The following is a 24,639-nucleotide window of genomic DNA, read 5'->3' on the forward strand; positions in this document are numbered from 1 at the left end:
CCGACTTTGCTCCATGACCGCTTCTTCCTCCGCTTTCCCGTCGCCCGGCGTGCCGGCCGCCGATCATGCCGCGCTCATCGCGCGCCTCGCCGCAGCCGATGCGTCGGTGCGCCGCATCGCACTGCTCGAACTCGCCGATCTCGAAGCGCCCGAACTCGTGCCGTCGTTCGTCGCGGCGCTGCGCGACGACCCGTCGACCGACGTACGCAGCGAGGCCGCACGCGTGCTCGGCGCATGGGAGCAACCCGATGTCGTCGACGCGCTGTGCCACGCGCTGCTCGATCCCGACGACGGCGTGCGCGCGACCGCCGCGCACAGCCTGTCCGATCTGAAGGACGCGGCATCGGGCGCCGTGCTGTGCCGGTGGGCCGACCGACCCGAGCCGTTCGTGCGCGCCGCCGTGCTGCGCGGCTTGCGCGAGTTGCGCGACCCCGACGCGTTCTCGCCCGCGCTGCGCGCGCTCGACGCGAGCGCCGCTGCCGTACGCACAGAAGCGGTCGTCGTGCTCGGCTGGCTCAAGGACGGCCGCGCGCTGTCGCCGCTCGCGCGCATCGCGACCACGGATGCCGATGCCGACGTGCGGCGCGCGGCGGTCGGCGCAATCGGATTTGCATCGGCGGGCGATGCGGCCGTCGTCACCGCGTTGCTCGCGGCGCTGCACGACGCCGAATGGCAGGTGCGCGAGGAAGCGGCGGCCACGCTCGGCAAGCTGCGCGCCGCCGTTGCGCGCGACCCGCTCGTCGCCGCGCTCGACGACGATTACTGGCAAGTGCGCGTGCGCGCCGTGCGTGCGCTCGGACAATTGCGCGATGCGGCCGCGGCATCGGCCGTCGTCGCGCTGCTCCCGCATGCGATCAGCAATCTGCGCAAGGAAGCCGCCCTCGCGCTCGGCGAATTGCGCGACCGGGCGACGCTGCCCGCGCTGCACGATGCACTCGGCGATCGCGACCCCGAAGTCCGCAAGGCCGTGCGGATCGCGATCGGACAGATCGACGACGCATCGCGATGATCGCGCCGGCCGACATCGCACTCGATCACCCGGCGCACGCACTGACGCTGCGCTGGCCCGACGGCGCCACGCAACGTATCGGCTATGCGCGGTTGCGCAGCGACTGCCCGTGTGCGGAATGCCGAAAGGTCCGGCTCGACGGCGGCCACATCGACGCGCGGCCGGGCCTGACACTGGACGGCGTGGAAGCGCTCGGCTACGGCGTGCGCTTCCTGTTCGGCGACGGTCATGCACGCGGCATTTATCCTTGGCCGTATCTGGCGAACCTTGCGTAGCGGCGATGACGCGGCTTCCCCGTTCGCGCGGGCCACATGGCAAGCATGCGAAAACGCTGCGATACTGACTTCCACGATCGTCACCAGCTACCGTGGGAGCAGCACCATGCAAACCGCAGTCGGATTCATCGGTCTCGGCGTGATGGGCACGCCGATGGCGCTCAATCTCGCGCGGGCCGGCACGCCGCTCGTCGTGTGGAGCCGTTCGCACGGCAACGACGATGCACTGCGCGACGCCGGCGCACGCGTGGCCGGGGACATCGACGACGTATTCGGGTCCTGCCGCACCGTGATTTTGATGCTCGCGAACGACGCGGCGATCGATGCCGCCCTCGCGCGCGGCACGCCCGGTTTTGCCGCCCGGGTCGGCGGACACACGATCGTCAACATGGGCACGAATGCGCCCGAATACTCGCGCGCGCTCGCCGATGACATCGCCGCCGCGTCGGGCCGCTACGTCGAGGCGCCGGTGTCGGGCTCGCGCAAGCCGGCCGAAGCCGGGCAGCTCGTCGTGATGCTGGCCGGCGCGCCAGACGACGTCGGCGCCGTCCGCGCGCTCGTGAAGCCGCTGTGCCGCGACAGCTTCGTGTGCGGCGACGTGCCGTCGGCCCTGACGATGAAGCTCGCCGTCAACCTGTTCCTGATCACGATGGTCACCGGTCTCGCCGAAGCCACGCATTTCGCGCAACGTCACGGTATCGACCTCGCGCGCTTCGCCGACGTGCTGAATGCCGGCCCGATGGCCAGCGACGTGTCGCGCGTGAAGCTCGGCAAGCTCGTCGCGGACGATTTCTCGGTGCAGGCCGCGATTACCGACGTGCTGAAGAATGCGCGTCTCGTCGCCGAATCCGCGCGCGGCATCGGCATCGCGTCGCCGCTGCTCGACATCTGCCACGCGCTTTACGGCGAGACCGAGCAGGCCGGACACGGCGCGGCCGACATGGTCGCCGTGATTCGTGCGATCGAACGGCGTACCGGGGACGCGCGATGAGCGACGTGCACGCTCACGCGTTCGTTCGCACCGACGGGTAGGCCCGACCATGTCCGCACCTGGCAACGCTGTACCCTTGCGCCCCGTTCCCGCCGTGATCGGCATCGTGCTACGCGAACGCGACGTGCTGCTCGTGCGCCGCGCAAATCCGCCCGACGCGGGCTGCTGGGGCTTTCCCGGCGGCAAGATCGAACCGGGCGAGCCGCTCGCGGATGCGGTCGTGCGCGAGGTCGCCGAAGAAACGACGATCGACGTCGAGGCGCTCGACACCTTTACCGCGCTGGATGCGTTCGATTACGATGCGCACGGCGCCGTGCGCCAGCATTTCATCATGGTCGCGGTGCTGTGCAGATGGCTACGCGGCACGCCGGCCGCCGGCGACGATGCGCTCGACGCGCGCTGGTTCGGGATCGACGAGATCGACCGCGACGATTTACCGATGAGCGCGGGTGTGCGGGAGGTCGCGCGACGGGCGATGGAGCGGGCTGCAGCGCTGGAGCGCACGCGGCGGCCATCCGACTGACACATCGCCGTCACTTGCGCATCCCGCGACGCGTTCGCTCCGTCATGGAGCCGCCACCCGCCGAGCACCGAATCATCACGCATCAAACCATGATCAGAATTCGACAATCCACCGAGGCCGACGGCACACGCGTGCTGGATATCTGGCGCCATGCCGTCGACGCCACGCATCACTTCCTGAGCGATGACGACCGTCGCACGATCGAATCCGAAGTCGTCGCGTTTCTGCCCGGCGCGCCGCTCGATGTGGCCGTCGACGAGCGCGATCGTCCGATCGGCTTCATGCTGCTCGACGGCAGCCACATGGAAGCGCTGTTCGTCGATCCCGCCCACCATCGCGCGGGTGTCGGGCGGTTGCTCGTCGAAGAGGCGCTCAAGCGCCACCCCGGCCTGTCGACCGACGTCAACGAACAGAACGACGCGGCGGCGAGATTTTATGAACGACTCGGATTCGAGCGCTGGGGGCGATCGGAGCGGGATGGACAAGGGCGGCCTTATCCGCTGATTCACCTTCGTTATCGCGGGGGTGGTCGGGACTGAGCCGGAGGCCGGGCAGGAACGGAACACCGGCACCGGGCAGGCCTGGATGCGCTGAAACGACACCGCCCTTGCGGTATCGCGGTTATCCCGCGGCGTTGCCGGCCGTCAACGGCCAGCGCCCCAACACGTCGTAGTGCGACTTGCCGAGCCAGCTATCGATCAGGACGAAGTCGAACACAGTCCAAGTAATCGGCTCGATCCGATACTCGTCGGGCCTCTGTGCGCCATACAGCAGCGTCACGTGCGGGGTAAAACTCGACGGAAAAACAGGCACACCTGCCCGTTTCAACGCGTCTCGCAACTGCCGTCGAAAATCGATCAAGTCTTCCAGACCGGCCTTCCCCGTCAGGACCAGCGGCTGACGACCGGACCGCCTGTTGAAGCTGATGATCTTGTCGAACCTCACGGAGAAAGACGGTACATCCATGCGATCCGCGACCGCGCGGGCCCGCGCAAGCTTAGCGTCGGGAACATAAGCGAAGTCCCCCAGAGAACCCAGCGTGATGTGCAGACGCTCGGTGCTCACCGAGCTGTCCTTCTCCAGCAGCATGCTTTCGGCAAGGCCAGTAATGCGCGCCGCCGTGGCCGGGTCCGGCATTACGGCGAAAAAGAAGCGGTGCACGGGAACCGGCGGCGGTACGTCGAAGCCGGGTAGCGTCAGTTGAGTCACGGCAGCATGTCCGACAGGCCTGGAGCGGAATTTTCATTATCGTCAATGGGAAGCCTGTTCGCTCGCCGCGCGACGAATCCGCCGTTCGCGCGCCCGAAGATGCTACCCTCTCGGCCACACTCGACATCCTCTGATGAAGCCCCCGAATTCAACCATGCAAACCGTCGCGGTACTGGACTTCGAAACTACCGGGCTGTCGCCGAATCTGGGCGACCGCGCAACCGAAATTGCCGTCATCCTGCTGCGCGACGGGCAGGTCGTCGACCGTTTCCAGAGCTTGATGAATGCCGGCCGACGCATCCCGTCCGATGTCGTTGCGCTCACCGGCATCACGAACGACATGATCGCGGCGGCGCCGCCCGCGTCCGAAGTCATGAAAGAAGCGGCGGCGTTCGTCGGCAAGCATGCGGTCGTCGCCCACAACGCCGGCTTCGACAAGCGCTTCTGGCAGTCGGAACTGGGGATGCTCGGCATGTCGGTCGACCATGCGTTTGCATGCACGATGCTGGTGGCGAGGCGGATCTACCCGGACGCGCGGAGTCACCGCCTGTCGAGCCTCGCCGAGATGCTGCGGTTGCCGCAAACGGGCCGTGCGCACCGCGCGATGGTCGATGCCGAGATGGCCGGGCATCTGTGGTGCCGGTTGCAGCAGGATATTTCGCGTACTTATGGGCTGGATCGGATCGATCACGCATTGATGTCGCGGGTGCAGGCGACGACCAAGGCGAAGGTGCCGATGTATTTGCGGTCGCTTGGGCAGGCGCATGCATGACGTATCCGGTCCCGGAACGGGAAACACGACGCGCGCTGACTGACTGCACGCGTTAACGCAAAACGGCCGGGCAATGAATTGCCAGGCCGCTTCTTGCTCCCGCGTGAGCCGGGGCAGCAAGCCAACCGAACCGACAATCCGCTTGCGAACTATCGCGACATCGACCGATGCGCGACGACACAAGCGGAATCGAACGCCGATTCAGCCGGAATGCTCACTCCCACTCGATCGTCGCCGGCGGCTTCCCCGAGATGTCGTACACCACCCGATTGATCCCGCGCACTTCGTTGATGATCCGGTTCGACGCGCGACCAAGCAGCGCATACGGCAGATGCGCCCAGTGCGCGGTCATGAAGTCGGTCGTCTGCACCGCGCGCAGCGACGTCACATAGTCGTACGTGCGGCCATCGCCCATCACGCCGACCGACTTCACCGGCAGGAACACCGCGAACGCCTGGCTCGTCAGGTCGTACCAGCTCTTGCCGACATCGGCCTCGCCGCACAGGCCGGCCGCCGCATCCTGCGCGGTCGCGACCGTGCCGCGCAGTTCCTCGATGAAGATCGCGTCCGCGCGGCGCAGCAGGTCCGCGTACTCGCGCTTCACTTCGCCGAGAATCCGCACGCCGAGGCCCGGGCCCGGGAACGGGTGGCGGTACACCATCTCCGGCGGCAGGCCGAGCGCGACGCCCAGCTCGCGCACTTCGTCCTTGAACAGGTCGCGCAGCGGCTCGAGCAACTTCAGGCCGAGCGTTTCCGGCAGGCCGCCGACGTTGTGGTGGCTCTTGATCGTCGTCGCCTTCTTCGTCTTCGTGCCGCCCGACTCGACCACGTCCGGGTAGATCGTGCCCTGCGCGAGCCACTTCGCCTTCGACAGCTTCTTCGCCTCGGCCTGGAATACCTCGACGAACTCGCGGCCGATGATCTTGCGCTTCGCTTCCGGATCGGTCACGCCGGCCAGGTGGCCAAGGAACTGCTCGGACGCGTCGACGTGCACGACCTTCGCATGCAGGCGGCCCTCGAACATGTCGAGCACCATCTTGCCTTCGTTCAGGCGCAGCAGGCCGTGATCGACGAACACGCAGGTCAGCTGATCGCCGATCGCGCGATGGATCAGCGCGGCCGCGACGCTCGAATCGACGCCGCCCGACAGGCCGAGAATCACTTCCTCGTCACCGACCTGCTCGCGGATCTTCGCGACGGCTTCCTCGATGTGGTTCTTCATGATCCAGTCGGGCTTCGCGCCGGCGATCTGCAGCACGAACCGTTCGATGATCTGGCGGCCCTTCACCGTGTGCGTGACTTCCGGGTGGAACTGCACCGCGTAGTAGCCGCGCGCCTCGTCGGCCATGCCGGCGATCGGGCAGCTCGGCGTCGACGCCATCAGCGCGAAGCCCGGCGGCAGCTCGGCCACCTTGTCGCCGTGGCTCATCCAGACCTTCAGCATGCCGTGGCCTTCGGCCGTCGTGAAATCCTCGATGCCGTCGAGCAGGCGCGTATGGCCGTGCGCACGCATTTCCGCGTAGCCGAATTCGCGGTGGTCGCTCCACTCGACCTTGCCGCCGAGCTGCACGGCCATCGTCTGCATGCCGTAGCAGATGCCGAGCACCGGCACGCCGAGATCCCACACGGCCTGCGGCGCGCGCAGTTGATGGTCTTCGTACGTGCTCGCGTGGCTGCCCGACAGGATCACCGCCTTCGGCGCGAACTCGCGGACGAAGTCGTCGGACACATCGTTCGGATGAATTTCGCAGTAGACGTGCGCTTCACGCACGCGGCGCGCGATCAGTTGGGTGACTTGCGAACCGAAGTCGAGAATCAGGATTTTGTCGTGCATGGCTGCGGACGGGATGAAGAGAATAAGAAAAGCAGCGCACGAAGCGCTGCGTCAAAAGCATGGACAGCGGCGTCGGGCGGCAGGCGGCTCGCGCGACGCATTGCCGGTCAATCCTGCGACGGCGGGCGCGCGTCGAACGCGACGCTGCCTGACGCGCGCTCGGAAGCGGCCGATGGGGCTGCCGCGGCCGGCGCCGAAGGCGCCACAGGACGGCTGACGACCGGCTCGACCCGCGGCTGCACCGCGGAGGCCGGCGCCGGTTCGACCGGACGCTGCGCGTCCCGGCCCTCGAGCGCCTGTGCTTTCTCGCGCCGGCGCACGGCCGATGCGAGGCGCACGCCGCCGAGGCCGAGCAGGATCAACGCGACCCCGGCCACCGCCGACAACACCCGGCCGGCGGCCGCGAGCGCGGGCCCGCTGCCGGTGCCGATCGACCACACGACGGTCAGCACGCCGGTCAGCCAGTACACGTGGCCGACCGCCCGTGCGACGGGCGCCGTGAGGTCGCCGTTGAACGCCGCATGAAACGCGAGCCACGCGAGCCCGAGCAGCGCGATACCGAACGCCTGGCCGAGCATCGCCGGCTGGAGGTTCGCCAGTTGCAGCGCGTTGAACAGCGCCTGCCAGGGCGTCAGCACGAACAGCACGCCGAACGCCAGCAGCAGCACGGCATCGACGATCAGCACGGCTCGCAGCAGCGGTTTCATCGGCGATCAGTCCACGTGGTAGTTCGGCGCTTCCTTCGTGATCTGCACGTCGTGCACGTGCGACTCGCGCATGCCCGCCGCGGTGATCTGGACGAATTCGGCCTTCTCGTGCAGCTCGTCGATCGTCTTGCAGCCGCAGTAGCCCATGCTCGCGCGCACGCCGCCGACCAGCTGGAACAGGATCGCGTTGACCGAACCCTTGTACGCGACGCGGCCTTCGATGCCTTCAGGCACGAGCTTGTCGATGTTCGCCGAGTTGTCCTGGAAATAGCGGTCTGCCGCACCGTCCTTCATCGCACCGACCGAACCCATGCCGCGATACGACTTGTACTGGCGGCCCTGATACAGGAACACGTCGCCCGGCGCCTCTTCGGTGCCCGCGAACATGCTGCCCATCATCACCGCGTTCGCGCCGGCCGCGAGGGCCTTCGACACGTCGCCCGAGAAGCGCACGCCGCCGTCGGCGATGCACGGCACGCCGGTGCCCTTCAGCGCTTCCGCGACGTTCGCGATCGCGCTGATCTGCGGCACGCCGACACCCGCGACGATCCGCGTCGTGCAGATCGAGCCCGGGCCGATACCGACCTTGACCGCGTCCGCGCCGTATTCGACGAGCGCCTTCGCGGCGGCGGCCGTCGCGATGTTGCCGCCGATCACCTCGACGTGCGGGAAGTTCTGCTTGACCCAGCGCACGCGCTCGAGCACGCCCTTGCTGTGACCGTGCGCGGTATCGACGACGATCACGTCGACGCCGGCCTGCACCAGCAGCTCGACGCGCTCCTCGTTGTCCGGGCCGACGCCGACCGCCGCGCCTGCGCGCAGCTTGCCGTGTTCGTCCTTGCACGCGTCCGGGTGCTCGGTCTGCTTCGTGATGTCCTTGACGGTCATCAGGCCGCGCAGTTCGAACGCGTCGTTGACGACCAGCACGCGCTCGAGGCGGTGGCTGTGCATCAGCGCCTTCGCTTCGGCGAGCGGCGTGCCTTCCTTGACCGTGACGAGGCGCTCGCGCGGCGTCATGATCGACTTGACCGGCTCGTCGAGGCGCGTTTCGAAACGCAGGTCGCGGTTCGTGACGATGCCGACGAGCTGCAGACCTTCGACGACCGGGAAGCCCGAGATGCCATGCTGGCGCGACAGCGCGATCACGTCGCGCACCTTCATTTGCGGCGGCACGGTGATCGGGTCGCGGACGACGCCCGACTCGAAACGCTTGACCTTCGCGACTTCGCGGGCCTGCTCGGCCGGCGTGAGGTTCTTGTGGACGATACCGACGCCACCCTGCTGCGCCATCGCGATCGCGAGGCGACCTTCGGTGACCGTGTCCATCGCGGCGGACACGAGCGGCATGTTCAGGGAGATGTTGCGGGTCAGCTTGGTCTTGAGGCTGGTGTCGCGCGGGAGAACGTCGGAGAAGGCGGGAACGAGGAGCACGTCATCGAAAGTGAGTGCTTTTTGGATCAGACGCATGGCAAATCCTATGGGCGCAAAAGCGAATTATACGCGAAGCGCCGTGAATTTTCACAACACGAACAACGGCTTAGCCGGTTTCGGCCGTTCGGGGGCCGAATCGTTCGGATCGCCGTTCGGTTCGTTTTCGATCGCTTTTCGTTTCACGGCCGCGTCGAACCATTCGCGCAAGGGCTGGCCGGGCGGCACGTGCGCGTGTCGCGCCGAGGCCACACGGGCGCGACGACAGCGGCCGCGCACGGCCCGGCGACACACAGCCGAAGCGGCTTGCCTGCCCGCCTCACGCCAGCCCGGCCGCGCGGGCGACCATCGCGATGCCGGCCGCCACCACGCCGCACCCGACGATCCGCGCGACGCGCCCGCCGGCCGGCGCCATGCGTTCGGCGGCAATCGCCCCCGCGACGGCGGCCATCACGCGCAGATCCATCATGCCGGCCGCCAGCGCGACCGCCATCAGGTTCCCGCAACACGCGCCGCATCGGATCGCGGCATGCACGCCGTACCGCCATGCCGTGGCGGCCGCCGCCCGCGGCCGGTGTCCGCCTTGCACCGCCGCGTGTCGGCAGCACGCGAGCCGGCGCGCCTTCCACCCGGAGAATTGCAGCCCGCCCGCGGCCAGCACGACGGCGCCGGTCGCGAACGGCATCGTCCGGGCGAGCGCCGGCAGCCGCGCGGCGGCCGTCGTCAGCGCGGCGCCGGCCGGAAACACCAACGCGCCGAGCGCGATCCAGACCGAGAAGTAGCCGGCCCCCGCGACGACGACGAGCCAGGCCGGCCGCACCGCCGCATAGGGGCCGATGCGCTGCCGGTAATGCCAGAGCTGCGCGCGAGCACGGGCAGCATCATCGTCACCGTCATCGCGCCCCACATTCCGGCGAACGCGGCGAATGCGCGCCCGGCGCCCTGCCCGCACGGTCGCAGCCAGGCGGCCGACGCCATCCAGCCGCCGGGCATCGGTTCGCCGCCCATCTCCGCCATCGACGCGTGCTGCGCCAGCAACGCCATCGCGGCGACCGCGAACACGGCCGCGATCGCCGCGCCGAACACCCGCGGATCGGGCGGCCCGGTTTTCAGCCCGGTCGTCGTTCGTGTCATTGCGCATGCCCACCCGTCGCCGGCCCGCTCAGCCGCGCGCGTACTCGTCGTGACGACGCCACCACGGGCCGGCCTCGTTGCGCCCGCGTGGCGCACGATCGAGCCACTGGTACATCCCCCACAAGCCGTCGAGGCCGCGTGCGTAGGTCGAATACGTGTGATAGACGGCGCCGTCCTCGCGCACGAACGCGCTCATCCCCGGCCGGTCGAGCGAATACGTGAGCGCGTCGGTGCCGCACGTGGCCGCGAACTGCACGACGGGCGCCGGCGGCGGATCCATGTCCATCGCGTGGCCGGCCCGCGCATAGTTGTATTCGACGTCGCCCGCGCGCTGCTGCGTTTCGGTAAACGACACATTGAAGTCGAAGTTGAAATCGCTGCCGACCGACGACGCCCACGGGAACGTCCACCCCATCCGCTGCCGGTATGCGAGCAGTTTCGCGAGCGGCGCGCGCGACACGGCCGCGAGCGTCACGTCGTGGTGCGCCAGATGCACGGCGAAGCCGTCGAAGCCGTCGGCGAGCGCCGAGCACGACGGGCAGCCGGCCTTGTAGTCGGGGCCGAACATGAAGTGATAGACGAGCAGTTGCGAACGGCCGCGAAACAGGTCGTCGAGCGTCGTCTGGCCGTCCTCGGTATCGAACCGGTAAGTTTTGTCGACGCGCACCCACGGCAGCGCCTGGCGCCGCCGCGCGAGTTCGTCGCTTTGCCGCGTCAACGCCTTTTCCGCGTCGAGCAGCGCGCGGCGTTCGGCCAGCCATTCGTCGCGGGTTCCGGTGAGATGGGTCGTCATTGCAGGTTCCTCCTTCCGATGGGTATCCGGGCACGGCATCCGGAGCCGTGTGCGTGGTGCTAGATTAGTGGCCGGCATCGGACCGCAGGGAGTGACAAGTGTGTCGGGATTCGGATGGATTCGCTGATCACGGCGGCCGCGCGCGCGCTCGCGGCCGGTGACGCGCTCGGCGCGTTGAACCGCGTCGCGCTGCGCGACGATGCGCCGGCGCTCGCGCTGCGCGGCATCGCGCTCGCGCAGCTCGGCGATTTCGAACGCGCGCGTTCGCTCGTGCGCGGCGCCGCACGCGCATTCGGCGCGAAGGAAGCGGTCGCGCGGGCGCGCTGCGTCGTCGCGGAAGCCGAGATCGCGCTCGCGTCGCGCGACCTGCACTGGCCGACGCGCGCGCTCGATGCGGCCTGCGCGACGCTCGACGCGCACGGTGATCGTGCGAACGCCGCGCATGCGCGCTATCTCGGCGTGCGCCGCTTGCTGCTGATCGGCCATCTCGACGAGGCCGAGCGGCTGCTCGCGCATCTCGATCCCGCGCCGCTGCCGCCCGCATCGCGCGCCGCCCATGAATTGATCGCGGCCGGCATCGCGATGCGCCGCATCCGTACGCACGCGGCCCGTGCGGCGCTCGACCGTGCGCGGACAGCCGCCCGCGCCGCCGGCATCGCCGCGCTGACGGCCGAGGTCGACACCGCCGCGCGCGTGCTCGACGCGCCGGCCGCTCGGCTCATCGCGCGCGGCACGTCGCGGCTCGTGCCGCTCGACGAAGTCGAGACGCTGTTCGAGTCGAATGCGCTGGTCGTCGACGCATGCCGCCACACGGTGCGCGATGCGCGCACGACCGTGTCGCTCGCGCGGCGTCCGGTGCTGTTCGTGCTCGCCCGTGCGCTCGGCGAAGCGTGGCCGGCCGACGTGTCGAGAAACGCGCTCGTCGCCGCCGCGTTCCGCGCGAAACAGGCCGACGAATCGCATCGTGCGCGGCTGCGTGTGGAGATCGGCCGGCTGCGTGCGGTGCTGCGCCCGCTCGCGAACGTCGTCGCGACGCCGCGCGGCTTCGCGCTCGAACCGCTCGGCGTGCGCGAAACCGTCGTCCTCGCGCGCCCGGTCGACGATCGGCACGCGGCCGTGCTCGCGCTCCTCGCCGACGGCGAAGCGTGGTCGAGCTCCGCGCTGGCGCTCGCGCTCGGCGCCAGCCAGCGTACCGTGCAGCGCGCGCTGGATGCGCTCGCGGAAACCGGCAAGGTGCAGGCGCTCGGCCGCGCACGCGCGCGCCGCTGGATGACGCCGCCGCTGCCCGGATTCGCGACGACCTTGTTACTCCCGGTTGCGCTGCCGGGCGATTAGGATGGCCTCATCGAACGACGAGGTAACGAACATGAAACGCTCCACTGCAGACATCCTTCACGAGTACGGCCCGTTTCCGGGCGTCGACGGCGTGCACGGCGTCACGTTCGACGGGCAGCACGTGTGGTACGCGTCCGGCGACAAGCTGAATGCGCTCGACCCCGAGCGCGGCACGATCGTCCGTTCGCTCGACGTCGCCGCGCACGCGGGCACCGCGTTCGACGGCCACCACCTGTTCCAGATCGTCGAGGACCGCATCGAGAAGATCGACCCCGAATCGGGCCGCGTGCTCGCGACGATCCCGGCGCCCGGCGGCGGCGCCGATTCGGGGCTCGCGTGGGCGGAAGGCACGCTGTGGGTCGGCCAGTACAGCGAACGCAAGATTCATCAGGTGGATCCGCAGTCGGGCGCCGTGCTGCGCACGATCGAATCGAACCGCTTCGTCACGGGCGTGACGTGGGTCGACGGCGAGCTGTGGCACGGCACGTGGGAAGCCGACCGGAGCGACCTGCGGCGCATCGATCCGCGCACGGGGGAAGTACTCGAGCAGATCGACATGCCGGCCGGTGTCGGCGTGTCGGGGCTCGAATCCGACGGTCACGACCGCTTCTACTGCGGCGGCGGCAACAGCGGCAAGCTGCGTACCGTGCGGCGCCCGGCGCGCACGCGTGCCGCCGGTGACGGCGCGGCGGCGACACCCGATTCGGCAAAGGACTGATTCGCCGCCCGTCGAAACCGCTCGACGCCATGCCCCGAGTGCAGGAATGAACAAGACGCCGCCGCGACGGCATCGCTAACATGCGCGCACTTCAGTCATTCGTTCGGAGCGGTCGATGCAGCGCGGCGTGGTGTACGGTGTCCTGGCAGGCGCCCTGTGGGGCATGGTGTTTCTCGTGCCGCGGCTGCTGACCGATTTCTCGCCGCTGCTGCTGAGCGCCGGCCGCTACACGATGTACGGCCTCGTGTCGCTCGTGGCCGCCTTGCCGACCGCGCGCTCGCTGCTCGCCCGGCTGACCCGCGAGGATCTCGTCGCCCTCGTGAGGCTCGCCGTCATCGGCAACGTCGCGTACTACATGCTGCTGTCCGGCGCCGTGCACCTGATCGGCATCGCGCCCAGCTCGCTGATCGTCGGCGTGCTGCCCGTGACCGTCACGCTCGCGGGCCTCGGCGACCACGGCGCCATGCCGCTGCGGCGGCTTGCTGCCCCGCTCGTGCTGGTGATCACGGGCATCGTCTGCATCAACGTCGATCTGTTTACGTCCGAAGCCGCGCACGCGACGACGCTCGCGCAGAAGCTCGCGGGCATCGCCTGTGCGTTGGGCGCGCTCGCGAGCTGGACCTGGTATGCGGTGGCGAACACACGCTACCTGCAGCGCCATCACCACTTCGGCGGCAACGAATGGTCGGTGCTGTGGGGTGTCGTGACGGGCCTGATCGGCGGGCTCTGCTGGCTGGCGATCCTCGCGCTGCCGGCCGGCACCGTGCAGGCGGCCGTGCCCGCATCGCGCTGGCAGTTGTTCTGGCTGCTGAACCTCGTGCTCGCGATCGGCGCGTCGTGGCTCGGCAACGGGCTGTGGAACGCCGCGTCGAAGCGGCTGCCGCTGACGCTGTCGGGTCAGTTGATCGTGTTCGAAACCGTGTTCGCGATGCTGTACGCGTTCGTGTACGATCGGCGGATGCCGCATGCGCTCGAGATCGCCGCGCTCGTGCTGCTGCTCGCCGGCGTATACGGCTCCGTGCGAAAGCATGGCGACACGCCGGGCGGCGCACCGACAAACGCAAACGCCGCGGCCCACTGAGCGCCGCGGCGTTTGACCGCCCGTCAGCGCGAACGACGCGTCAGCGCGCGTCCTTGTGCATCCACTTGCGGCCCTCGATCGAACCGTCGCGGCGGGACTTGTCGACGCGCCGCTGGCGCGCGAGCTTCGGATCGACGATCAGCGGACGGTAGATCTCGACGCGATCGTGGTCGACGAGCGGCGTATCGAGCGGCGCGAGCTTGCCGTACACGCCCGTCTTCGCGTGCGCGAGATCGATCTCCGGGTGCAGCGCGAGCACGCCGCTCGCGTCGATGGCCGAGCGCACGGTCGCCCCTTCGGGCAGCGACAGCGGAATCAGCGTCTGGCGGTCCGGCAGTGCATAGCAGACTTCGATCGACAGCATCGCGTCACCCCTTTCCGTAGCGCTGGTCCGCGCGCTTCACGAACGAATCGACGAACGTGTTCGCGATGTGGCTGAACACAGGCCCGATGATCTTCTCGAGCAGGATGCTCGAAAACTCGTAGTGCAGCGCGAATTCGATCTTGCACGCATCGGCGCGCAGCGGGATGAAGCGCCACGAACCCGTGAACTTCTTGAACGGCCCGTCCGCGAACTCCATGTCGATGCGCGTCGGACGCTGCTGCGTGTTGCGCGTCGCGAAATGCTGCTTGATACCCTTGAAGTTGATGTCGATGCGCGCTTCCATCCCGCTCTCGTCCTGACGGCGAACCTCGACACCGCCGCACCAGGGCAGGAAATTGGGGTAGTCGGCCACGTCGGTGACGAGGTCGAACATCTGTTCCGCCGAGTGGCGGATCAATACGGTTTTCTGGACATCTGCCATAAATCGCGCGGCATCGCTGAAAGGGGGAACGCCAAGCCGGGCGATTCCCGCCCCGCTTTGCTAAAATCGTGATTTTAAACGAGTTGGCCCGATCCTTTCATGAGCATCATCGACAACAGGAAAGCGCACTTCGATTATCACATCGAGGAACGCTACGAGGCGGGGCTCGTGCTCGAGGGCTGGGAAGTCAAGGCGCTGCGCGCCGGACGCGGCCAGATCAAGGAAGGCTACGTCGTGGTGAAGAACGCCGAGATCTTCCTGATCGGGACCCATATCAGCCCGCTGCCCGAAGCCTCGACGCACATCAAGCCCGACCCGGTCCGCACGCGCAAGCTGCTGCTGCACCGCGAGGAAATCAAGAAGCTGATCGGCAAGGTCGAGCAGCGCGGCTATACGCTCGTGCCGCTGAACTTCCACTACAAGGGCGGCCGCGTGAAGTGCGACATCGCGCTCGCGAAGGGCAAGAAGCTGCACGACAAGCGCGAAACCGAGAAGAAACGCGACTGGGAACGCGAGAAGGCGCGCATCATGCGCGCCGGCACCTGACGCGCACGCCATCACCGCAAACGACACGGCCCGCTCGAAGCGGGCCGTGTTGCTTTGGACTACCTGAATCGCGCGTGCCGTTTGCCCGGCTGCGCGACGATTCGCCGCATGACGAGCGCAACGGGCGACCGCGCTGGCATCGGGCGGACCGTCGGGCTCAGCCCTTCGCGCCGGACGCCGCCCCCGCGCTCTTGACGATCGTCAGCGCCGACGAGATCGCGGTGCCGATATCCGACAGGTTCGACGGCACGATCAGCGTATTGCCCTGCTTCGCGAGATTCGCGAACGCGCCGACATACTGCTCGGCGACCTTCAGGTTCACCGCGTCCATCCCGCCCTGCGACTGGATCGCGCTCGCGATCTTCTGGATCGCCTGCGCGTTCGCCTCGGCCACCGCCAGAATCGCGGCGGCTTCGCCCTGCGCCTGGTTGATCGCGGCCTGCCGCTCGCCTTCGGACTTCTGGATCGCGGCTTCGCGCGCACCCGACGCGAGATTGATCTGTTCCTGCTTGCGGCCTTCGGATGCGGCGATCAGCGCGCGCTTTTCGCGCTCCGCGGTGATCTGCGCCTGCATCGCGTGCAGGATCTCCTTCGGCGGCGTCAGGTCCTTGATCTCGTAGCGCAGCACTTTCACGCCCCAGTTCGCCGCCGCCTGGTCAAGCGCCGACACGATGTTGTGGTTGATGAAATCACGCTCCTCGAACGTCTTGTCGAGTTCGAGCTTGCCGACCACGGAGCGCAGCGTGGTTTGCGCGAGCTGGGTGATCGCCAGCACGAAGTTGCTCGATCCGTAGGACGCCTTCATCGGATCGGTTACCTGGAAGTACAGCACGCCGTCGACCTGCAACTGCGTGTTGTCGCGCGTGATACAGACCTGGCTCGGCACGTCGAGCGGAATTTCCTTCAGCACGTGCCGGTACGCGATGCGATCGACGAACGGCAGCACGATATTGAGACCGGGAGACAACGTCGCGTGGTAGCGCCCGAAGCGCTCGAGCACCCATGCATGCTGCTGCGGCACGATCTTCACCGTCTTCGACACGATCACGATCGCGATGACGAGCAGGACAACCCAGATGATCAGCGAATCCATGAAATATTCCCTCCTTGTTGTATCAGCGGACAATCAGCCCGCGGGTTTCGCCACGACCACGAGGCAATTGCCCCGCACGGCGCTGACCTGGTACACGTGCGCATCGTCGCGCTCGCCGTACGCGAGCTCGACGTCCCAGTCTGCCCCGCGATACTGCACGCGCGCGCGGCCGTCACGCCACGCGTCGACCGTGACGGTCGAGCCGATATCGAGATTGACGTCGGGATTCGTCGACGTGTCTCGCTTCTGCTTGCGGCCGAGCCCCGAGCGGCGCAGTACGATCATCGCGACGATCGCGACCGCGGCCGCCGCGCCGAACTGCACGTGCGGCGCGAAACCGGCCAGTTGCAACAGTCCGCCCGCGAGAAAGCCGAGCGCGATCATCAGCAGGTAGAACGTGCCCGTCAGCAACTCCGCGACGACCAGCACGCCCACCCCGACCCACCAGAACAGATGCCCCGACATCATTGTGGTCTCCAGAAAAACGTCTCCGATGCTCACTCTATTCGCTGCGTGCACAACTGGACGAAGCGGTCGGCACGCTGGAGATCGCCGCGCGTACCGACGAAAAAAAACACCCCGGTGCTTACCGGGGTGTTTATAGCACGAACCTTGCATTTTGCCTTCAACGAAAGCACGGCGGACCGCCCTTTCGCCGAAGTTGCATGACCGACCGTTACTTGCGGTTGGCGAGCGCCTGCCACGTATCGATGATCGTGTCGGGGTTCAGCGAGATCGACACGATGCCTTCGTCGGTCAGCCATTGCGCGAAGTCCGGATGATCGGACGGGCCCTGGCCGCAGATCCCGACGTACTTGCCCATCTTGCGGCAGGTATCGATCGCACGCTTCAACAGGAACTTGACGGCCGGATCGCGTTCGTCGAAGTCGACGGCCAGCAGTTCCATGCCCGAATCGCGGTCGAGGCCGAGCGTGAGCTGCGTGAGGTCGTTCGAGCCGATCGAGAAACCGTCGAAGTGTTCCAGGAACTCTTCGGCGAGGATCGCGTTGGTCGGGACTTCGCACATCATCACGAGGCGCAGGCCGTTTTCGCCGCGCTTCAGGCCGAACTTCTCGAGCAGGCCGACGACGCGCTCCGCCTGCTTCACGGTCCGCACGAACGGCACCATGATCTCGACGTTGGTCAGGCCCATCTCGTCACGCACGCGCTTCAGTGCACGGCATTCCATCTCGAACGCCTGCGCGAAGTCCTCGGCGATGTAGCGCGACGCGCCGCGGAAGCCCAGCATCGGGTTTTCCTCGTCCGGCTCGTAACGCGAACCGCCGATCAGCTTCTTGTACTCGTTCGACTTGAAGTCGGACAGACGCACGATCACGGGCTTCGGATAGAACGCCGCCGCGATCGTCGCGACGCCTTCCGTCAGCTTGTCGACGTAGAACTGACGCGGCGACGCGTGACCGCGCGCGACGCTCTCGACCGCCTTCTTCAGGTCCTGGTCGATGTTCGGATACTCGAGAATCGCCTTCGGGTGAACGCCGATGTTGTTGTTGATGATGAACTCGAGACGCGCGAGACCCACGCCGCCGTTCGGCAGTTGCGAGAAGTCGAACGCGAGCTGCGGGTTGCCGACGTTCATCATGATCTTGACCGGGATCTCCGGCAGTTCGCCGCGCTGCACTTCCGTGACTTCCGTCTCGAGCAGCCCGTCGTAGATCTTGCCTTCGTCGCCTTCCGCGCACGACACGGTGACGAGCGCGCCGTCCTTCAGCACGTCCGTTGCATCGCCGCAGCCGACGACTGCCGGCACGCCCAACTCACGCGCGATGATCGCCGCGTGGCAGGTACGGCCGCCACGGTTCGTGACGATCGCCGCCGCCCGCTTCATCACCGGCTCCCAGTTCGGGTCGGTCATGTCGGCCACCAGCACGTCGCCCGGCTGCACGCGTTCCATTTCCGACGGATCCTGGATCACGCGTACGGGGCCCGCGCCGATCTTCTGGCCGATCGCACGCCCCGTCGCGAGCACCTGCGACTGGCCCTTCAGCTTGAAGCGCTGCTCGGCCTTGCCGCTCGCCTGGCTCTTCACCGTTTCCGGACGCGCCTGCAGGATGAAGATCTTGCCGTCGCGGCCGTCCTTGCCCCACTCGATGTCCATCGGACGCTGGTAGTGCTTCTCGATGATGACCGCGTACTTCGCCAGCTCGATCACGTCTTCGTCGGTGATCGAATAGCGGTTGCGCTGCTCGTGCGGCACGTCGACCGTCTTCACGCGGCCCGGCTCGCCCGGCTGCGTGAATTCCATCTTGATCAGCTTCGAGCCGATCGAGCGACGGATGATCGGGTACTTGTCCTGCGCGAGCGTCGTCTTGAACACGTAGAACTCGTCCGGGTTCACCGCGCCCTGCACGACGGTTTCGCCCAGGCCGTAGCTCGACGTGATGAACACGGCGTCCTTGAAGCCCGATTCGGTATCGATCGTGAACATCACGCCGGCCGCGCCGACGTCCGAGCGGACCATGCGCTGCACACCGGCCGACAGCGCGACTTCGGCGTGCGTGAAGCCCTTGTGCACGCGGTACGAGATCGCGCGGTCGTTGTACAGCGACGCGAACACGTGCTTCATGCGGTCGAGCACGTCGTCGATGCCGACGACGTTCAGATACGACTCCTGCTGGCCGGCGAACGACGCGTCGGGCAGGTCTTCCGCGGTCGCGGACGAGCGCACGGCGAACGACAGTTCGTTCGGCGAGCCGTTCTTCAGCACGTCGAACTGCGCGCGGATTTCCTGCTCGAGGCGCGCCTGCAGCGGCGCGTCGACGATCCACTTGCGGATGTCGGCACCGGCTTCGGCGAGCGCCTTCACGTCGTCGATGTCGAGCGACTCGAGACGCTTGGCGATGCGATCGGTGAGGTCGTTGTGCTTGAGGAAATCGCGGAATGCGAGCGCGGTCGTGGCGAAACCGGTGGGTACGCGAACGCCTGCTTCGGAAAGCTGGCTGATCATCTCGCCGAGCGACGCATTCTTGCCGCCCACGATCTCCACATCGGTCATCCGCAACTGCTCGAACGGAATTACATACGCCTGGTCCTTTGCGACGTTTGCTGCGTTAGTCATACAAGCCCCTAAGTGTGAAAAAAATGCTCGATCGCGCAAGTGGGCTCGGACGCGGGCGCTTGCAAAAAGGCGCGGCGCGTCTTGCGCAACCTGTTAGATAAACACTCGCAGCGGCGAAAATCATCCGACCCGATTTGCAAAAATCCCGGCAGAAGGGCGATATTTGCAGACAAATCGCCAGACTTGCCGGGAATTCTCGAATCTCGCGGCCAAGTCGCGGGCGCCGTTCGCGCCCCGCCCCCGCAATTGCTTATCCAACAGGTTGCCGCTATTCTACCGTGCCGGCTGCCGGATGTGGCGCGACCTTGTCACTGGGTGTGGAGGCGTGCCTCCAGCCGCCCGCGCAACTGCCCTTCACGCTCGACGTCCAGATTCATGCTGCCTACCGTATTCATCGTCTCCGACGGCACCGGGATCACTGCCGAAACCTTCGCGCACTCGATCCTCTCCCAGTTCGACCAGAAATTCCGCCTCGTGCGCGTGCCGTTCGTCGACTCGCTCGACAAGGCCTATGCGACCGTCGAGAAGATCAACGAGGCCGCCGTGCACGACGGCCGCCGCGCGATCGTGTTCACGACGCTCGTCGACAGCGAGTCGAACGACATCGTCAAGCGCTCGAACGCGCTCGTGCTCGACATGTTCCAGCGCTTCGTCGAACCGCTCGAGCAGGAGCTGGAGCTCAAGTCGAGCCACGCGATGGGCCGCGGCCACCAGAACGCGGACACCGAGGAGTACAAGACGCGGATCGAGGCGATCAACTTCTCGCTCGCGCACGACGACGGCCAGTCGAACCGCAACCTGTCGGAAGCCGACGTGATCCTCGTCGGCGTGTCGCGCAGCGGCAAGACGCCGACGAGCCTGTACCTCGCGATGCAGTACGGCGTGAAGGCCGCCAACTATCCGCTGATTCCGGAGGATTTCGAACGCGGCAAGCTGCCGTCGGCGCTGTCGCCGTACAGCGAGAAGCTGTTCGGGCTGTCGATCGACCCGCAGCGCCTGTCGGAGATCCGCAACGAGCGCCGGCCGGGCAGCAAGTACGCGGCGCCCGAGAACTGCCGCTACGAGATCAACGAGGCCGAGGCGATGATGCGCCGCGAAGGGATCAAGTGGCTGTCGTCGACGCACAAGTCGATCGAGGAAATCGCGACGACGATCCTGCAGGAAATCCGCCTCGACCGGCAGTCGTACTGAGCGCGGGTGCGCGGGCGGCCGTCCGGCCGCCGCCGAAAGCAAAAAGGCCGCGAATGCGGCCTTTTCTCGTTTTTGCCGCACATGCGCGCGTGCGGCGTCACGCCGGCCGCTGCTGTCGTACCTGCTCGAACAGGCACACGGCGGCGGCTGCCGCCACGTTCAACGACTCCATCCCGCCCGGCTGCGGAATCGTCACGCGATGCGTGGCCGCGTCGCGCCAGAATGCCGACACGCCGGCGCCTTCGTTGCCGAACACCCAAGCGACGGGGCCCGACAGGTCGCAGTCGTAGACCGCCCGCGCGCCGTGCGAGTCGGTCAGCGCAACCGGTACGTCGAGGCGTTCGGCCAGCGCCGCCGCTTCGACGTCCTCATGGATCGACAACAGGAAATGCGCGCCCATGCCCGAACGCAGCACCTTCGACGACCACGCATGGGCCGTCCCCTGTGCGCAGAACACGTGACGCACGCCGGCCGCCGCCGCGCTGCGCAGGATCGAGCCGACGTTGCCGGCATCCTGCACGCCGTCGAGCACGACCGACGTATGCGTGACGCGCCCGGGCAGCGGTTGCGCCGGCCGGTCGACCAGCAGCAGGAAGCCGACGCCGTTGACGACGTTCGACAACTGCCCGAACAACGCGTCCGGCAGCGTGACGATCCGCTGCGCGTCGATGCGCGCGACGATCGCCTGCGCCTCCGCGTGGCCGAGCGCGCCTTCGGTCGTCACGCACAGTTCGGGCGCCGCACCCGTATCGAGGTACGCGCTCGCGAGGTGGAAACCTTCGAGCAGCGCCTGGCCGCTGCGGCGCTGATGGGGCGTCGAACCCGCGAGCGCCTTCAGGCGCTTGTACAGCGGGTTGTCGCGGGAAGTGATGCTTTTCATCGAATCAGGTCGAGCGCCTCGCGCACGGGGGCAAACGAGCGCCGATGCACTTCGCACGGGCCGTGCTCGCGCAGCGCGGCAAGATGTTTCGGCGTGCCATACCCGGCATGCACGTTGAAGCCATATACGGGGAAGCGCTCATGCAGGTCGACCAGCATGCGGTCGCGCGTGACCTTCGCGAGGATCGACGCGGCCGAGATGCTCGGCACGAGCGCGTCGCCGCTGACGATCGCCTCGGCACGTACCATCAACGTCGGGCAACGGTTGCCGTCGATCTGCGCGAGCGTCGGCAGCACCGACAGCCCTTCGACCGCCCGTTTCATCGCGAGCATCGTCGCATGCAGGATGTTCAGCGTATCGATCTCGTCGACGCTCGCCGACGCGACGCAGTACGCGCGCGAACGCGCGATGATCAGGTCGTACAGCATGTCGCGCTTTTTCGCGGACAGCGCTTTTGAATCGTCGAGCCCGTCGATCGGCTGCGCCGGATCGAGAATCACCGCGGCGGCCACCACCGGCCCGGCGAGCGGGCCTCGGCCCGCTTCGTCGACGCCGCAGACGATCTCGTCCGGGCGGCTGAAGTCGAAACCGCCCTGCACGTCGCTCGACGCGCGGCGGCGCGGTGCACGGACGGCGGTCATGCGCCCCCCTTGCGTTGTTCGAGCACGCGCACGACGGCCTCGGCCGCCTTCGCGGCCGTATTCTGCCGCAGCGACAGATGCATTTCGGTAAACACTTCGGTCAGCGTGCGGCGGTTCGCGTCGTCGCGCAGCTGTGTGAGCGTCGCATCGGCGAGCGCCTCGGGCGTCGCGAAATGCTGCAGCAGTTCCGGCACGACGAAGCGCCCCGCCAGGATGTTCGGCAAGCCGACATACGGCAGGTAGCCCTGCCGACGCATGATCTGCCCGGTCAGCCAGGGCACCTTGTACGAGATCACCATCGGCTTTTTCAGCAGCGCGGCTTCCAGCGTGACGGTGCCGCTCTTCACGAGGATCGCGTCGGCGGCCGTCATCGCGACCTGCGAACGGCCGTCGGTGATCGTCAGCGCGAGCTGCGGATGGGCGTCGACGAGCGGCTGCAGCAGTTCGCGCAGCGCGGGCGTCGCCGCCGGCATCACGAACCGCACACCGGGCTCGCGCTGCTGCATCAGCGCCATCGCCGCGAAGAACGTCGGGCCGATCAGCGCGATCTCCGAGCGCCGGCTGCCCGGCAGCACCGCGATCACGGGGCCGTCGGCCGGCAGACCCAGCGCGATGCGCGCGCCGTGCGTGTCGGGTTCGAGCGGAATGTCGTCGGCCAGCGGATGACCGACGTACGTCGATGCGACGCCAGCCTTGTCGAGGATCGCCGGTTCGAACGGGAACAGGCACAGCATGTGATCGACGGACTTCGCGATCTTCTTGATCCTGCCGCCGCGCCACGCCCAGATCGACGGGCACACGAAGTGGATCGACGGGATGCCCGCGTCGCGCGCCGCCTGTTCGACGCTGAAGTTGAAATCGGGCGCGTCGACGCCGATGAACGCGTCCGGCCGCTCGGCGAGCAGCTGGCGCTTGAGTTCGCCGCGAATCCGCAGGATCTCGGGAATCTGGCCCAGCGCCTCGACATAGCCGCGCACGGTCAGCTTGTCCATCTGCCAGTGCGAGTCGAAGCCCTGCGCGATCATGCGCGGCCCGCCGATCCCGTAATACCGGGCCGCTTCGGGCAGCCGCTCGCGCAGCCCGCCGAGCAGCGACGCCGCGAGCAGGTCGCCCGACGGCTCGCCGGCCACCATCGCGAGCCGGAGCTGATGGGTCGTGAGCGGCATCGCTTAGCGGATGATGCCGCGTTGCGACGCGTCGATGAACTCGACGAGCGCCTTCACCGGTGCATCGCCGTCGCCGCCCGCTTCCGCGAGCTCGCGCAATTGCACCTTCGCTTCCTCGAGCGACAGGCCGTTCTTGTACAGCAAGCGGTACGCGCTGCGCAGCGCCGAGATCGCGTCGGCCGAGAAGCCGCGCCGGCGCAGCCCTTCGACGTTGATCCCGTGCGGCTCGGCCTTGTTGCCCGCCGCGATCACGAACGGCGGGATGTCCTGCACGAGCGCCGACGCGCCGCCCAGCATCGAATGCGCGCCGATGCGCACGAACTGGTGCACGCCCGACATGCCGCCGACGATCGCGAAATCGCCGATCTCGACGTGGCCGGCCATCTGCGCGTTGCTCGACAGGATCACGTTGTTGCCGACGCGGCAGTCATGACCGATATGCACGTAGGCCATGATCCAGTTGTCGTCGCCGAGCGTCGTCACGCCGACGTCCTGCACGGTGCCCGTGTGGATCGTCGTGAATTCGCGGATCGTGTTGCGGTTGCCGATCACGAGCTTCGTCGGCTCGTCCTTGTACTTCATGTCCTGCGGACGGCCGCCGACCGACGCGTAATGGCCGATGCGGTTGTCCTCGCCGAGCGTCGTATGGCCCTCGATCACGCTGTGCGAGCCGATCGTCGTGCGCGCGCCGATCGTGACGTGCGGGCCGACGATCGCGTACGGGCCGATCTCGACCGATTCGTCGATCTGCGCGCCCGGCTCGACGATCGCGGTAGGATGAATCCTGGTCATGCGCCGTTGCCTCTCGATATGATGTGTCGCGTTGCTCGCGTTATGTTATCCATGCGTGCCGCGTCGCTCAGGGCGCCGCGTCGGCCGTCTTGACCGTGCACATCAGTTCGGCTTCCGCCGCCACCTTGCCGTCCACTTCCGCCACCGCCTTGAACTTCCAGATGCCGCGGATGTAGCGCTCGAACGTCACGTTCAGGATCAGCTGGTCGCCCGGTTCGACCACGCGCTTGAAGCGGGCGCCGTCGATCCCGACGAAGTAGTACAGCGTGTTCTCCGGATCCTTCGGCTGCTCTTCCGCGAACGTCAGCAGCGCCGCGGCTTGTGCGAGCGCCTCGAGGATCAGCACGCCGGGCATCACCGGCCGCTTCGGGAAGTGCCCCTGGAAGAACGGCTCGTTGATCGACACGTTCTTCAGCGCTTTGATCCCTTTGTGCGGTTCGAGTTCGAGCACGCGGTCGACGAGCAGAATCGGGTAGCGATGCGGCAGCAGCGTGAGGATCTTGTGGATGTCGAGATTGATTTTTTCAGTGCTCATGATGGTTCGTCTCACGCAGAGGCTGCGCGGTGGTGATGCAAAGGCTGAAGCGGGCCGCCGCGCGGCCCAGTCTGGCAAACCGGGCCGGTTGCGCTGGCCGTGCC

The 24,639-nt window shown here is 67.4% G+C and carries 26 protein-coding genes and 1 pseudogene; 11 read left to right on the top strand and 16 right to left on the bottom strand.

Annotated features, from left to right (window positions below; genetic code table 11):
• The first annotated feature begins 13 nt into the window (after positions 1-13).
• The 5 genes from CFB81_RS10000 to CFB81_RS10020 all read left to right on the top strand — a co-directional run bounded on the left by CFB81_RS10000 (position 14) and on the right by CFB81_RS10020 (position 3,337).
• Positions 14-1,009, top strand: a complete 996-nt coding sequence (locus tag CFB81_RS10000) for a HEAT repeat domain-containing protein (protein WP_089435191.1) — start codon at positions 14-16, stop codon at positions 1,007-1,009.
• Positions 1,006-1,284, top strand: a complete 279-nt coding sequence (locus tag CFB81_RS10005) for a gamma-butyrobetaine hydroxylase-like domain-containing protein (RefSeq protein ID WP_089435192.1) — start codon at positions 1,006-1,008, stop codon at positions 1,282-1,284. The genes CFB81_RS10000 and CFB81_RS10005 overlap by 4 nt, the downstream gene beginning before the upstream one ends.
• Positions 1,285-1,390: 106 nt before the next feature.
• Positions 1,391-2,275 carry an NAD(P)-dependent oxidoreductase gene (locus CFB81_RS10010; RefSeq protein ID WP_089435193.1) on the top strand — a complete coding sequence of 295 codons (885 nt, stop codon included), beginning with the start codon at positions 1,391-1,393 and terminating at the stop codon, positions 2,273-2,275.
• A 49-nt stretch (positions 2,276-2,324) separates the two neighbouring features.
• Positions 2,325-2,798: an NUDIX hydrolase gene (locus CFB81_RS10015; RefSeq protein ID WP_089435194.1), complete on the top strand. Its 474-nt coding sequence runs from the start codon at positions 2,325-2,327 to the stop codon at positions 2,796-2,798.
• A gap of 89 nt (positions 2,799-2,887) precedes the next feature.
• A complete protein-coding gene (locus CFB81_RS10020) occupies positions 2,888-3,337 on the top strand; it encodes an acetyltransferase (RefSeq protein WP_089435195.1) in 450 nt (149 codons plus the stop codon).
• Between the two features lie 82 nt (positions 3,338-3,419).
• On the opposite strand, the gene CFB81_RS10025 is transcribed toward CFB81_RS10020, so the two are convergent.
• Positions 3,420-4,007: a 2'-5' RNA ligase family protein gene (locus CFB81_RS10025; RefSeq protein WP_069617647.1), complete on the bottom strand. Its 588-nt coding sequence runs from the start codon at positions 4,005-4,007 to the stop codon at positions 3,420-3,422.
• Between the two features lie 154 nt (positions 4,008-4,161).
• Here CFB81_RS10025 and CFB81_RS10030 point away from each other — a divergent pair, with 154 nt between their 5' ends.
• Positions 4,162-4,779, top strand: a complete 618-nt coding sequence (locus CFB81_RS10030) for a PolC-type DNA polymerase III (RefSeq protein WP_089435196.1) — start codon at positions 4,162-4,164, stop codon at positions 4,777-4,779.
• A 214-nt stretch (positions 4,780-4,993) separates the two neighbouring features.
• Here CFB81_RS10030 and guaA read toward each other — a convergent pair whose 3' ends face one another.
• From guaA to CFB81_RS10055, 5 genes and pseudogenes are all read right to left on the bottom strand, one after another.
• On the bottom strand, positions 4,994-6,613 hold the full coding sequence (gene guaA / locus CFB81_RS10035) for a glutamine-hydrolyzing GMP synthase (RefSeq protein ID WP_089435197.1): 1,620 nt from the start codon (positions 6,611-6,613) through the stop codon (positions 4,994-4,996).
• A 107-nt stretch (positions 6,614-6,720) separates the two neighbouring features.
• Complete coding sequence (locus CFB81_RS10040) at positions 6,721-7,320, bottom strand: hypothetical protein (protein WP_089435198.1); 600 nt, start codon at positions 7,318-7,320, stop codon at positions 6,721-6,723.
• Positions 7,321-7,326: 6 nt separating this feature from the next.
• A complete protein-coding gene (gene guaB / locus CFB81_RS10045) occupies positions 7,327-8,787 on the bottom strand; it encodes an IMP dehydrogenase (RefSeq protein ID WP_089435199.1) in 1,461 nt (486 codons plus the stop codon).
• A gap of 280 nt (positions 8,788-9,067) precedes the next feature.
• Positions 9,068-9,882 (bottom strand): annotated as a pseudogene (locus CFB81_RS10050) (DUF2182 domain-containing protein).
• Between the two features lie 28 nt (positions 9,883-9,910).
• Positions 9,911-10,675 carry a DUF899 domain-containing protein gene (locus CFB81_RS10055; RefSeq protein WP_069617652.1) on the bottom strand — a complete coding sequence of 255 codons (765 nt, stop codon included), beginning with the start codon at positions 10,673-10,675 and terminating at the stop codon, positions 9,911-9,913.
• Between the two features lie 114 nt (positions 10,676-10,789).
• On the opposite strand from CFB81_RS10055, the gene CFB81_RS10060 reads away from it, so the two are divergent.
• The 3 genes from CFB81_RS10060 to CFB81_RS10070 all read left to right on the top strand — a co-directional run bounded on the left by CFB81_RS10060 (position 10,790) and on the right by CFB81_RS10070 (position 13,809).
• Positions 10,790-12,010, top strand: a complete 1,221-nt coding sequence (locus CFB81_RS10060; protein ID WP_069617653.1) for a DNA-binding protein — start codon at positions 10,790-10,792, stop codon at positions 12,008-12,010.
• 31 nt (positions 12,011-12,041) lie between these two features.
• Complete coding sequence (locus CFB81_RS10065; protein ID WP_069617654.1) at positions 12,042-12,728, top strand: glutaminyl-peptide cyclotransferase; 687 nt, start codon at positions 12,042-12,044, stop codon at positions 12,726-12,728.
• A 115-nt stretch (positions 12,729-12,843) separates the two neighbouring features.
• Positions 12,844-13,809: a DMT family transporter gene (locus tag CFB81_RS10070; protein WP_089435200.1), complete on the top strand. Its 966-nt coding sequence runs from the start codon at positions 12,844-12,846 to the stop codon at positions 13,807-13,809.
• 40 nt (positions 13,810-13,849) lie between these two features.
• On the opposite strand, the gene CFB81_RS10075 is transcribed toward CFB81_RS10070, so the two are convergent.
• Positions 13,850-14,173 carry an RnfH family protein gene (locus CFB81_RS10075; protein ID WP_034207647.1) on the bottom strand — a complete coding sequence of 108 codons (324 nt, stop codon included), beginning with the start codon at positions 14,171-14,173 and terminating at the stop codon, positions 13,850-13,852.
• Between the two features lie 4 nt (positions 14,174-14,177).
• Positions 14,178-14,615 carry a type II toxin-antitoxin system RatA family toxin gene (locus CFB81_RS10080; RefSeq protein WP_006478512.1) on the bottom strand — a complete coding sequence of 146 codons (438 nt, stop codon included), beginning with the start codon at positions 14,613-14,615 and terminating at the stop codon, positions 14,178-14,180.
• 99 nt (positions 14,616-14,714) lie between these two features.
• Here CFB81_RS10080 and smpB point away from each other — a divergent pair, with 99 nt between their 5' ends.
• On the top strand, positions 14,715-15,161 hold the full coding sequence (smpB, locus tag CFB81_RS10085; RefSeq protein ID WP_006478511.1) for an SsrA-binding protein SmpB: 447 nt from the start codon (positions 14,715-14,717) through the stop codon (positions 15,159-15,161).
• Between the two features lie 157 nt (positions 15,162-15,318).
• Here the strand turns inward: smpB and CFB81_RS10090 are convergent, their stop codons facing one another.
• The 3 genes from CFB81_RS10090 to ppsA all read right to left on the bottom strand — a co-directional run bounded on the left by CFB81_RS10090 (position 15,319) and on the right by ppsA (position 19,330).
• The gene (locus tag CFB81_RS10090) at positions 15,319-16,254 is read right to left on the bottom strand and encodes an SPFH domain-containing protein (protein WP_089435201.1); all 936 of its coding nucleotides are present in this window, start codon (positions 16,252-16,254) and stop codon (positions 15,319-15,321) included.
• 33 nt (positions 16,255-16,287) lie between these two features.
• The gene (locus CFB81_RS10095) at positions 16,288-16,722 is read right to left on the bottom strand and encodes an NfeD family protein (RefSeq protein WP_089435202.1); all 435 of its coding nucleotides are present in this window, start codon (positions 16,720-16,722) and stop codon (positions 16,288-16,290) included.
• 208 nt (positions 16,723-16,930) lie between these two features.
• Positions 16,931-19,330 carry a phosphoenolpyruvate synthase gene (ppsA, locus tag CFB81_RS10100; protein WP_089435203.1) on the bottom strand — a complete coding sequence of 800 codons (2,400 nt, stop codon included), beginning with the start codon at positions 19,328-19,330 and terminating at the stop codon, positions 16,931-16,933.
• Positions 19,331-19,705: 375 nt separating this feature from the next.
• On the opposite strand from ppsA, the gene CFB81_RS10110 reads away from it, so the two are divergent.
• On the top strand, positions 19,706-20,521 hold the full coding sequence (locus tag CFB81_RS10110; RefSeq protein ID WP_006483812.1) for a pyruvate, water dikinase regulatory protein: 816 nt from the start codon (positions 19,706-19,708) through the stop codon (positions 20,519-20,521).
• Between the two features lie 97 nt (positions 20,522-20,618).
• Here the strand turns inward: CFB81_RS10110 and CFB81_RS10115 are convergent, their stop codons facing one another.
• The 5 genes from CFB81_RS10115 to fabZ all read right to left on the bottom strand — a co-directional run bounded on the left by CFB81_RS10115 (position 20,619) and on the right by fabZ (position 24,535).
• Complete coding sequence (locus CFB81_RS10115) at positions 20,619-21,401, bottom strand: RNA methyltransferase (protein WP_089435205.1); 783 nt, start codon at positions 21,399-21,401, stop codon at positions 20,619-20,621.
• On the bottom strand, positions 21,398-22,042 hold the full coding sequence (rnhB, locus tag CFB81_RS10120; RefSeq protein WP_089435206.1) for a ribonuclease HII: 645 nt from the start codon (positions 22,040-22,042) through the stop codon (positions 21,398-21,400). The genes CFB81_RS10115 and rnhB overlap by 4 nt, the downstream gene beginning before the upstream one ends.
• On the bottom strand, positions 22,039-23,208 hold the full coding sequence (gene lpxB / locus CFB81_RS10125) for a lipid-A-disaccharide synthase (protein WP_069617660.1): 1,170 nt from the start codon (positions 23,206-23,208) through the stop codon (positions 22,039-22,041). Before lpxB ends, rnhB begins: the two co-directional genes overlap by 4 nt.
• Positions 23,209-23,211: 3 nt before the next feature.
• On the bottom strand, positions 23,212-24,000 hold the full coding sequence (gene lpxA / locus CFB81_RS10130; RefSeq protein ID WP_050012895.1) for an acyl-ACP--UDP-N-acetylglucosamine O-acyltransferase: 789 nt from the start codon (positions 23,998-24,000) through the stop codon (positions 23,212-23,214).
• 67 nt (positions 24,001-24,067) lie between these two features.
• Complete coding sequence (gene fabZ, locus CFB81_RS10135) at positions 24,068-24,535, bottom strand: 3-hydroxyacyl-ACP dehydratase FabZ (RefSeq protein ID WP_006495559.1); 468 nt, start codon at positions 24,533-24,535, stop codon at positions 24,068-24,070.
• Positions 24,536-24,639: the final 104 nt, after the last annotated feature.

The sequence above is a fragment of the Burkholderia sp. AU28863 genome (assembly GCF_002223195.1).
Taxonomy (GTDB): Bacteria; Pseudomonadota; Gammaproteobacteria; order Burkholderiales; family Burkholderiaceae; genus Burkholderia; species Burkholderia sola.

What these genes read in the sequence shown, in the direction of transcription:
- CFB81_RS10000 (WP_089435191.1), top strand. Translation starts at nt 14, where the DNA reads ATGACCGCTTCTTCCTCCGCTTTCCCGTCGCCCGGCGTGCCGGCCGCC.
- CFB81_RS10005 (WP_089435192.1), top strand. Translation starts at nt 1,006, where the DNA reads ATGATCGCGCCGGCCGACATCGCACTCGATCACCCGGCGCACGCACTG.
- CFB81_RS10010 (WP_089435193.1), top strand. Translation starts at nt 1,391, where the DNA reads ATGCAAACCGCAGTCGGATTCATCGGTCTCGGCGTGATGGGCACGCCG.
- CFB81_RS10015 (WP_089435194.1), top strand. Translation starts at nt 2,325, where the DNA reads ATGTCCGCACCTGGCAACGCTGTACCCTTGCGCCCCGTTCCCGCCGTG.
- CFB81_RS10020 (WP_089435195.1), top strand. Translation starts at nt 2,888, where the DNA reads ATGATCAGAATTCGACAATCCACCGAGGCCGACGGCACACGCGTGCTG.
- CFB81_RS10030 (WP_089435196.1), top strand. Translation starts at nt 4,162, where the DNA reads ATGCAAACCGTCGCGGTACTGGACTTCGAAACTACCGGGCTGTCGCCG.
- guaA (WP_089435197.1), bottom strand. Translation starts at nt 6,613, where the DNA reads ATGCACGACAAAATCCTGATTCTCGACTTCGGTTCGCAAGTCACCCAA.
- CFB81_RS10040 (WP_089435198.1), bottom strand. Translation starts at nt 7,320, where the DNA reads ATGAAACCGCTGCTGCGAGCCGTGCTGATCGTCGATGCCGTGCTGCTG.
- guaB (WP_089435199.1), bottom strand. Translation starts at nt 8,787, where the DNA reads ATGCGTCTGATCCAAAAAGCACTCACTTTCGATGACGTGCTCCTCGTT.
- CFB81_RS10055 (WP_069617652.1), bottom strand. Translation starts at nt 10,675, where the DNA reads ATGACGACCCATCTCACCGGAACCCGCGACGAATGGCTGGCCGAACGC.
- CFB81_RS10060 (WP_069617653.1), top strand. Translation starts at nt 10,790, where the DNA reads ATGGATTCGCTGATCACGGCGGCCGCGCGCGCGCTCGCGGCCGGTGAC.
- CFB81_RS10065 (WP_069617654.1), top strand. Translation starts at nt 12,042, where the DNA reads ATGAAACGCTCCACTGCAGACATCCTTCACGAGTACGGCCCGTTTCCG.
- CFB81_RS10070 (WP_089435200.1), top strand. Translation starts at nt 12,844, where the DNA reads ATGCAGCGCGGCGTGGTGTACGGTGTCCTGGCAGGCGCCCTGTGGGGC.
- CFB81_RS10075 (WP_034207647.1), bottom strand. Translation starts at nt 14,173, where the DNA reads ATGCTGTCGATCGAAGTCTGCTATGCACTGCCGGACCGCCAGACGCTG.
- CFB81_RS10080 (WP_006478512.1), bottom strand. Translation starts at nt 14,615, where the DNA reads ATGGCAGATGTCCAGAAAACCGTATTGATCCGCCACTCGGCGGAACAG.
- smpB (WP_006478511.1), top strand. Translation starts at nt 14,715, where the DNA reads ATGAGCATCATCGACAACAGGAAAGCGCACTTCGATTATCACATCGAG.
- CFB81_RS10090 (WP_089435201.1), bottom strand. Translation starts at nt 16,254, where the DNA reads ATGGATTCGCTGATCATCTGGGTTGTCCTGCTCGTCATCGCGATCGTG.
- CFB81_RS10095 (WP_089435202.1), bottom strand. Translation starts at nt 16,722, where the DNA reads ATGATGTCGGGGCATCTGTTCTGGTGGGTCGGGGTGGGCGTGCTGGTC.
- ppsA (WP_089435203.1), bottom strand. Translation starts at nt 19,330, where the DNA reads ATGACTAACGCAGCAAACGTCGCAAAGGACCAGGCGTATGTAATTCCG.
- CFB81_RS10110 (WP_006483812.1), top strand. Translation starts at nt 19,706, where the DNA reads ATGCTGCCTACCGTATTCATCGTCTCCGACGGCACCGGGATCACTGCC.
- CFB81_RS10115 (WP_089435205.1), bottom strand. Translation starts at nt 21,401, where the DNA reads ATGAAAAGCATCACTTCCCGCGACAACCCGCTGTACAAGCGCCTGAAG.
- rnhB (WP_089435206.1), bottom strand. Translation starts at nt 22,042, where the DNA reads ATGACCGCCGTCCGTGCACCGCGCCGCCGCGCGTCGAGCGACGTGCAG.
- lpxB (WP_069617660.1), bottom strand. Translation starts at nt 23,208, where the DNA reads ATGCCGCTCACGACCCATCAGCTCCGGCTCGCGATGGTGGCCGGCGAG.
- lpxA (WP_050012895.1), bottom strand. Translation starts at nt 24,000, where the DNA reads ATGACCAGGATTCATCCTACCGCGATCGTCGAGCCGGGCGCGCAGATC.
- fabZ (WP_006495559.1), bottom strand. Translation starts at nt 24,535, where the DNA reads ATGAGCACTGAAAAAATCAATCTCGACATCCACAAGATCCTCACGCTG.